The following is an 8,037-nucleotide window of genomic DNA, read 5'->3' on the forward strand; positions in this document are numbered from 1 at the left end:
CCAGCCGGTCACCATCCGCACCGCGCGGGACGCGCTGACCGCCGCGGCGCGGTATCTGGAGTGGCTGGGCTTCGCCGGCGTCCGCCTCGCCGGCGACCGGACGGCCAGCGGTATCGATCTGCGCGGCGACAGCCTGGTGGCGCAGGTCGATCCGGCGACGGTGCCGACCGCGGCGCGCGAGGTGGAGTGCCTGTGGCTGAACTGCGCCCAGGAGGATGCCGCCGGCGCCTTCTTCTCGCTGGCCGGCTACGCGCAGGACGCGCGGCTGCGGGCCGGCCAGTTGGGCGTGCCGCTGTTCGTGATGGATCTGACCGGCACCCCGCAGCCGGTCAACGACCCGGCGCACGCGCTGATCCGCTCCGGACCGGCCGCCGGCGGCCGGGCGGCCGGCCCGGCTTAGGCGTGGAAGTTCTCCCGCAGTTCCACCTTGCGGACCTTGCCGCTGACCGTCATCGGGAAGGACGCGAGGATCCGCAGATGGCGCGGGATCTTGAAGTGGGCGAGCCGGCCCGCGCAGAACTCGGTGATCTCGGCGAGGGTGGGCGGGTCGACCGGGTCGCGCGGGATGACGCAGGCCAGGATCTCCTCGCCGTAGCGCGCGTCCGGCACCCCCACCACCTGCACGTCGGAGACCTTCGGGTGGGCGTAGAGGAACTCCTCGATCTCCCGCGGGTAGACGTTCTCCCCGCCCCGGATGATCATGTCCTTGATCCGGCCGACGATGGCGAGGTAGCCGTCGTCCCGCATCACCGCGAGGTCCCCGGTGTGCATCCAACGCGCCTCGTCCACCACCTCCTTGGTGCGCTCCGGCTCGTCCCAGTAGCCGAGCATCACCGAGTAGCCGCGGGTGCACAGCTCGCCGGTGGTGCCGCGCGGCACCGTCACCCCGCTCAGCGGGTCGACGACCTTGACCTCGACGTGCGGCAGCGCGCGCCCGACGGTCTCGGTGCGGTGCTCCAGGTCGTCGTCCATCCGGGTCTGGGTGGACACCGGCGAGGTCTCGGTCATGCCGTAGCAGATGGACACCTCGGCCATGTGCATCTCGGTCATCACCCGCTTCATCGCCTCGACCGGGCACGGCGATCCGGCCATGATGCCGGTGCGCAGCGAGGTCAGGTCGTACGAGGCGAAGTCCGCCAGCCCGAGTTCGGCGATGAACATGGTGGGGACGCCGTACAGGGAGGTGCAGCGCTCCTGCTGCACCGCCCGCAGCGTGGCGGCCGGGTCGAAGGCGGGCGCCGGTATGACGATGCAGGCGCCGTGGGCGGTGGCCCCGAGGTTGCCCATCACCATGCCGAAGCAGTGGTAGAAGGGCACCGGCAGGCAGACCCGGTCCTGCTCGGTGTAGCCGACCGTACCGCCCACGAAATAGCCGTTGTTGAGGATGTTGTGGTGCGAGAGGGTGGCGCCCTTGGGGAAGCCGGTGGTGCCCGAGGTGTACTGGATGTTGACCGGCTCGTCGCAGCTCAAGGTGGCTTCGCAGGCCGCGAGATGGCCGGCCGGCATGGCGGTGCCGGCCGCCAGCAGGGTCTCCCAGGAGGGGTCCCCGATGTGGACCACCTCCCGCAACGACGGGCACTTCGGGCGGACTTCGGCCGCCATCGCCCGGTAGTCGCTGCCGCGGTGCTCGGTCGAGGTGATCAGCACTTCGATCGCCGCCTGCCGCAGGACGAACTCCAACTCGTGCAGCCGGTAGGCGGGGTTGATGGTGACCATGATCGCGCCGAGCCGCGCGGTGGCGTACTGCACCATCACCCACTCGGGGCAGTTGAGCGCCCAGATGCCCACCCGGTCGCCCTTCAGCACGCCGCGGGCGGCCAGTCCGAGCGCCACCTCGTCGACCGCGCGGCCGAACTCGGCGTAGGTCCAGCGTCTGCCGCTCCCCGCGTCGACCAGCGCCTCCCGGTCGGGGTGGGCGGCGATGGCACGGTCGAGGTTGCGGCCGATGGTGTCACCCAGCAAGGCGGTCCTCCCCGTGCCGTGCGCGTAAGAAGGCTCCGTCACCGGTAGTCCTCCTCATGGAACTCCTTGCTCCCGTCGTGCATGGTCGCCTCGCGCAGTTCGATCCGCCGGATCTTCCCGGAGACGGTCTTGGGCAGTTCGGCGAACTCCAGCCGCCGGATCCGCTTGTACGGCGCCAGCACCGAGGCGGAGTGCGCGAAGATCGCCTTGGCGGTGCGGCCGTCGGGCGCCCAGCCCTCGGCCAGCACCACGTACGCCTTGGGCACCGACAGCCGCAGTTCGTCGGGGGCCGGCACCACCGCGGCCTCGGCGACCGCCTCGTGCTCCAGCAGCGCGCTCTCCAGCTCGAACGGCGAGATCTTGTAGTCGGAGGACTTGAACACGTCGTCGGAACGGCCGATGTAGGTGATCCAGCCGTCGGCGTCGCGCCGGCCGATGTCCCCGGTGCGGTAGTAGCCGCCGCCCATCGCCTCCTCGGTGAGCTCGGGCGCGCCGGCGTATCCGGTCATCAGGCCGACCGGCCGCTCGCTCAGGTCGAGGCAGATCTCGCCCTCGTCGCCGGGGGCCCCGCCGACCGGGTCGATCAGGGTGACCGTGTAACCGGGGGTGGGGCGGCCCATCGAGCCGGGCTTCACCGGCTGGCCGGGGCTGTTGGCCACCTGCACCGCGGTCTCGGTCTGCCCGAAGCCGTCCCTGATCAGTACGCCCCACATCCGCCGGACGTGCTCGATCACCTCCGGATTGAGCGGTTCGCCCGCCGCGACCACCTCGCGCGGGGGTGTGCGCAGCGCGCTCAGATCGGCCTGGATGAGCATCCGCCAGACGGTCGGCGGGGCGCAGAAGCTGGTCACCCCGGCCCGCTGCATGGCGGCCATCAGCCGGGCCGCGTCGAAGCGGGCGTAGTTGTACACGAACACCGTCGCCTCGGCGTTCCACGGGGCGAACAGGCTCGACCAGGCGTGCTTGGCCCAGCCGGGCGAGGAGATGTTGAGGTGCACGTCGCCGGGGCGCAGCCCGATCCAGTACATGGTGGCCAGGTGCCCGATCGGGTACGAGATGTGGGTGTGCTCGACGAGCTTGGGCTTGGCGGTGGTGCCGGAGGTGAAGTAGAGCATCAGCGGTTCGTCCGCGCGGGTCGCCGCGTCGGGGGTGAAGCCGGGGGCGGCGTCGTAGGCGTCCCGGTAGGCCAGCCAGCCGGGGACGGCGTCGCCGACCGCGATCCGGGTGTAGTCGCCGGGCACCTGCTCGAACTTCGCGGTGTCGGCGGCGCGGGCCACCACATGCCGGACATCGCCGCGGTCGACGCGGTCGCGCAGGTCGGCCGGGCCGAGCAGCGGGGTGGCCGGGATGACGACGGCCCGCAGCTTCATCACGGCGAGCACGGTCTCCCACTGCTCGGCCTGGTTGCCCAGCATCAGCAGGACCCGGTCGCCGGCCCGCACGCCCTGCCCGCGCAGCCAGTTGGCGACCCGGGACGAGCGCTCGGCCATCTCCCGGAAGGAGACGCGGCTCTCGCTGCCGTCCTCCTCCACGATCCACAGCGCGGGCCGGTCGTTGTCCTCGGCGACGACGTCGAACCAGTCCAGCGCCCAGTTGAAGTGCTCGGGGCGGGGCCAGCGGAAGCCTTCCCGCGCAGCGGCGTAGTCCGTCCGGTGCCGCAGCAGGAAGTCCCGGGCGTCCCGGAAAGACCCGGTCGCCTCCGATGCCGCCATGTGCCCTCCTCGTCGATGAACCGCCACGTAACATCGTGCGGTAGTGACCTGGGTCTCACCACCCCCATATGGGGGTGAGGGAGGCCGGGGGACGCCGAAGGAGGGTGGTCGGGTGGACGCGCGGGGCGAGGCCGTCGAAGTACGCGCGGCGCTGCTGCGGATGCGCCGGTCGGGTCTGCTGCCGGTGGCGTTCGGCGGGCTGGTCGGGGGGCCGGCGCCGGGGGCCGTTGCGGGTGCCGGGTCCGGGTCCGGCGCGGGTGCCGGGCAGCCGGCCGGTCCGGGCGCCCGGGCGTTCCGGATCACCGAGCTGTCGGGGGCGGCCACCGAGGAGCTGCGCGGCCTGGGCATCGTCTCCGGCACCGGGCTCGGCGGCAAGACCCTGGCGATGGGCCGGCCGTTCGCGGTCACCGACTACCGCTCGTCCCGCGCGATCAGCCATGAGTACGACGGGGCCGTGGCCGCCGAGGGCCTGCGGTCGGTGCTGGCGGTGCCGGTCGTGGTGCACCGCCGGGTGCGGGGGGTGCTGTACGGGGCCCTGCGGCAGCCCTACGCGCTGGGCGACCGGGCGCTGGACGTCGCGCTGGACGCGGCCCGGGAGCTGGAGCAGTCGCTGGCGGTACGGGACGAGGCGCACCGGCTGCTGTCCTTCGCGCAGGCGCCGCCGACCGCCGACCCGAAGGCGTGGGAGGAGGTCCGCGAGGCGCACACGGAGCTGCGCGCGCTGGCGGTCCGTATCCCCGACGCGCGTCTGCGGCAGGAACTGCTCAGTGCCTGCGCCCGGTTGGCCTCGGCAGCGGCGCCGGAGGCGGCGCCCGCCCGGCCCGGCCCGCCGGCCCAACTGACGCCGCGGGAGCTGGACGTGCTGTGCTCCATCGCCTCCGGGGCCACCAACACGGCGGCGGCGGCCCGGCTGCGGCTGCGCCCGGAGACGGTGAAGAGCTATCTGCGGTCGGCGATGCGAAAGTTGGGCGCGCACACCCGGCTCGAAGCGGTGGTGGCGGCGAGGCGGGCCGGTCTGCTCCCCTGATCCGTCCGACCCCGCCGACCCCGCCGACCCCGCCGATCGCGCGACGGCCGGCGGGACGGTCGTGGTGACGCGGCGATCGCGGTGGCCGGGCCCGCGGACGGCAGCCCGGACGACAGCCCGGACCGGCAGCTCCCAGGACGCCCGAAACCCCGCTGAGGGTTGAGTCGCGGGGGTGTGAGGAGAGGCACACGGCGGGCGCAGCGAAACGTTTGCGTTTCGATAATGGGCGTCGTACGGTCGGTCGAGTACGAAACCGTTTCGTTCTTACCGCGGACCACCCGTCCCACACAGGAGTCACGGCCCATGTCGACTCATTCCGCCGCCGACCGGCATCTCGGCACCCCGACCGACCCGACCGACCCGACCGACCCGCTCGACCCGCTCGACCCGCTCGACAAGGCCCCGGCGGCCGACGCGGCGGAACGACCCAACCACCGCTGGTGGGTGCTGGCCGTCATCGCGCTGGCCCAGCTGATGGTGGTCCTCGACGCGACCGTGGTGAACATCGCGCTGCCCTCCGCCCAGCACGCGCTCGGCTTCAGCGACGGCAACCGGCAGTGGATCGTCACCGCGTACTCGCTCGCCTTCGGCAGCCTGCTGCTGCTCGGCGGGCGGCTGGCCGACCTGATCGGCCGCCGGATCGTCTTCCTGGTCGGTGTGGTCGGCTTCGCCGGCGCCTCCGCACTGGCCGGCGCGGCGCAGAACTTCGAGGTGCTGGTCTCCGGCCGCGCCCTGCAGGGCCTGTTCGGCGCGATGCTCGCCCCGGCCGCTCTGTCGCTGCTCAACACGACGTTCACCGACGCCAAGGAGCGCGCCAAGGCGTTCGGCATCTACGGCGCCATCGCCGGCGCCGGCGGCGGTGTGGGCCTGCTGCTGGGCGGGGTGCTCACCGAGCACCTCAGCTGGCGCTGGACGCTGTACGTGAACCTGATCTTCGCCGTGATGGCCTTCATCGGCGGTCTGGTCTTCCTGCGCAAGGGCGCCCCGGCCGACCGGCCCAAGCTCGACCTGCCGGGCACGATCCTGGTCACCGCCGGCCTGTTCGGCGTGGTCTACGGCTTCTCCAACGCCGAGACGCACCACTGGGGATCCCCGCAGACCTGGGGCTTCCTGCTGGCCGGCGCACTGCTGGTGGCCGCCTTCACCTGGTGGCAGACCAGGGCGGAGCACCCGCTGCTGCCGCTGCGCGTGCTGCTCGACCGCAACCGCGGCGCGTCCTTCATGGTGCTGGCGATCTCCGGCGCGGGCATGTTCGGCGTCTTCCTCTTCCTCACCTACTACCTCCAGTCCTCGCTGCACTACACGCCGGTCAAGACCGGTCTGGGCTTCCTGCCGATGATCGGCATCCTGATGGTCGCCGCGCAGCTGGTCACCAACACCTTCCTGCCGAAGCTCGGCCCCCGGCCGATCGTGCCGCTGGGTATGGCCATGGCCGCCGGCGGCATGGCCTGGCTGACCGGTCTCGGCCTGCACAGCTCCTACGCCGGGACGGTGCTGCCGCCGCTGCTGGTGATCGGCTTCGGCCTCGGCATGGTGATGCCCGCCGCGATGAGCGTGGCCACCAGCGGGGTCGCGGCGCGGGACGCGGGTGTCGCCTCGGCCGCGGTCAACACCATGCAGCAGGTGGGCGGTTCGATCGGCACCGCGCTGCTCAACACGCTGGCCGCCAGCGCGGCGACCAGCTACCTGGTGGGCCGCAAGCACACCCCGCAGGTGCTCGCCCAGTCGCAGCTGCACAGCTACTCGACCGCGTACTGGTGGTCGGCCGGCCTGTTCGCCGTCGGCGCGGTGCTGGCCCTGCTGATGTTCCGCTCGGGCCGCCCGGAGCAGTCCGACGACGGGGCACCGGCCGCGGTGCACATGTAAGTTCCCCGCACTCCCCGGTGCCGCTCTTGAGCGGAGGGCGTCCGGGGAAAGGGAGGCGCGGTCGCCGGGTCATCGTGGGGACGGGAAACCCGGAGACCCACCGCCCCCCGAACAGCCGCCCCGCCGGTGCACGACCCCCGTGTGCACCGGCGGGGCGGCCGTCTGTGCTCCCCGCACACGGGTGCGTCTGCCCCGAATCGGTGGAAGTCCGCGTATGTGCGGGCGGCCGTTTCCCACGTTCCGGCGGCCGGCCCGGTCCCGGGCGAGCCGCGGCGCGGCCTGCGGCCCCGGCACGCGGCGGGGCGCGGTTCCGGGCACGGGCGTTCGCACCGGCTGCCCCGACCGCTGCGGACGCGGGGCATGCGGGTGCATTTGGCGGGTCCGCGCCGCCCGGTTCCACGTCAGCGGGCACCGGGCGCGGCAGGCTGCTGGGATCGTTCGCCCCTCCCCCCACGGAAGGCCCGTCATGACGCCGCTGCCGTCACGTCCCCGATCCCGCGCGCTGCCGCGCGCGCTGCCCCGCTTCTCCGGCTGTCTCGCCCTCGCCTGCGCGCTGCTGCTCGGCGCGGCCGGGCCGTCCGCCGCGACGGCGCCGCACATCCGGCTGCTCCCGGTGCCGCCCGGACCCGACGACCGGGCGAGCGCGGTACTGGACGGCTGGGTGACACCGTTCGACACCACGGTGGCCCGGGAGCAGAACGGCGACTTCACCCTCACCGTGGTGAACACCGGCGGCGTCGCGGCCGACAACGTCCGGGTACTGCTGGACGACGAACTGGACGGCAACAGTGTCGGTTCGGCCGACGGCCGCTGTCTGAGCCGGCTGGACGCGGGGTCGCCCGCCGACCTGTGGTGCGAACTCGGCGATCTGGCACCCCTGCAGAGCGTGGCGGTGGAGGTGCACGCCTTCATGTCCCGCTGCGTGACCTTCGATCCGCAGAGCTCGGCTCCCCGGCGGCACGCCGCCGCCTTCCACTGGCAGGTGGACTACAGCGACGGCGGACAGCCACGGTCCGTGAACGGCCCTGTCCCGCGCTGGAGTTGCGGAAACGCCCGGTTCCGGGCGGATCTTGACATCGATCCGGCGGCCCGGCGACCCTGAACACAGGACATCGCACCGCCCGTGCACGCCCCCCAGCGCTCTGCGGCTGCCGCCCCGCCCGGCGGCCGACGGCCGGCCGCCGGAGGCCGGTTCACCAGGATCATCACGGCACGGACCCGGTAGTCCACGAGAGGCCGTCATGTCGCCCGACAGCACCGACGCAGCGCTCTTCGGCACCATCGCCCACCCGATACCCGACGACTGGGGCGTGCACCGGATGCCCGGACTCGGCGGCCGGCTCGCGGTGGTCACCGGCGGCAACACCGGTCTGGGCCTGGCGACGGCCCGGGAGCTGGCGCGGGCGGGCGCGGACGTGGTGCTCGCGGTGCGCAGCACCGGCCGCGGCGCCGTCGCGGCGGCCGACATCC

The 8,037-nt window shown here is 73.1% G+C and carries 6 protein-coding genes and 1 pseudogene; 5 read left to right on the forward strand and 2 right to left on the reverse strand.

Annotation, left to right across the window (positions count from 1 at the left end):
• Positions 1-400 (forward strand): annotated as a pseudogene (locus GA0115240_RS31080) (hypothetical protein); the annotation flags it as partial.
• On the opposite strand, the gene GA0115240_RS31085 reads toward GA0115240_RS31080, so the two are convergent.
• Both GA0115240_RS31085 and GA0115240_RS31090 read right to left on the reverse strand, forming a co-directional pair.
• Positions 397-2,004, reverse strand: coding sequence for an AMP-binding protein (locus GA0115240_RS31085; RefSeq protein ID WP_093741899.1), 1,608 nt, complete (start codon positions 2,002-2,004; stop codon positions 397-399). The pseudogene GA0115240_RS31080 and the gene GA0115240_RS31085 sit on opposite strands and share 4 nt — an antisense overlap.
• Positions 2,001-3,674: an AMP-binding protein gene (locus GA0115240_RS31090; RefSeq protein WP_093741901.1), complete on the reverse strand. Its 1,674-nt coding sequence runs from the start codon at positions 3,672-3,674 to the stop codon at positions 2,001-2,003. The genes GA0115240_RS31085 and GA0115240_RS31090 overlap by 4 nt, the downstream gene beginning before the upstream one ends.
• A 160-nt stretch (positions 3,675-3,834) precedes the next feature.
• Here GA0115240_RS31090 and GA0115240_RS31095 point away from each other — a divergent pair, with 160 nt between their 5' ends.
• The 4 genes from GA0115240_RS31095 to GA0115240_RS31110 form a co-directional block, all read left to right on the forward strand.
• Positions 3,835-4,701, forward strand: a complete 867-nt coding sequence (locus tag GA0115240_RS31095; protein WP_093741906.1) for a helix-turn-helix transcriptional regulator — start codon at positions 3,835-3,837, stop codon at positions 4,699-4,701.
• A gap of 303 nt (positions 4,702-5,004) precedes the next feature.
• Positions 5,005-6,567, forward strand: a complete 1,563-nt coding sequence (locus tag GA0115240_RS31100) for an MFS transporter (RefSeq protein ID WP_093741903.1) — start codon at positions 5,005-5,007, stop codon at positions 6,565-6,567.
• Between the two features lie 466 nt (positions 6,568-7,033).
• Entirely contained in the window at positions 7,034-7,669 is a 636-nt protein-coding gene (locus tag GA0115240_RS31105) for a hypothetical protein (protein WP_093741905.1), read from the forward strand.
• 139 nt (positions 7,670-7,808) lie between these two features.
• A partial coding sequence (locus GA0115240_RS31110) for an SDR family NAD(P)-dependent oxidoreductase (protein WP_202451925.1) occupies positions 7,809-8,037 on the forward strand: 229 nt, incomplete at its 3' end.

The sequence above is a fragment of the Streptomyces sp. DvalAA-14 genome, from assembly GCF_900091855.1.
In the GTDB taxonomy this organism is placed as follows: domain Bacteria; phylum Actinomycetota; class Actinomycetes; order Streptomycetales; family Streptomycetaceae; genus Actinacidiphila.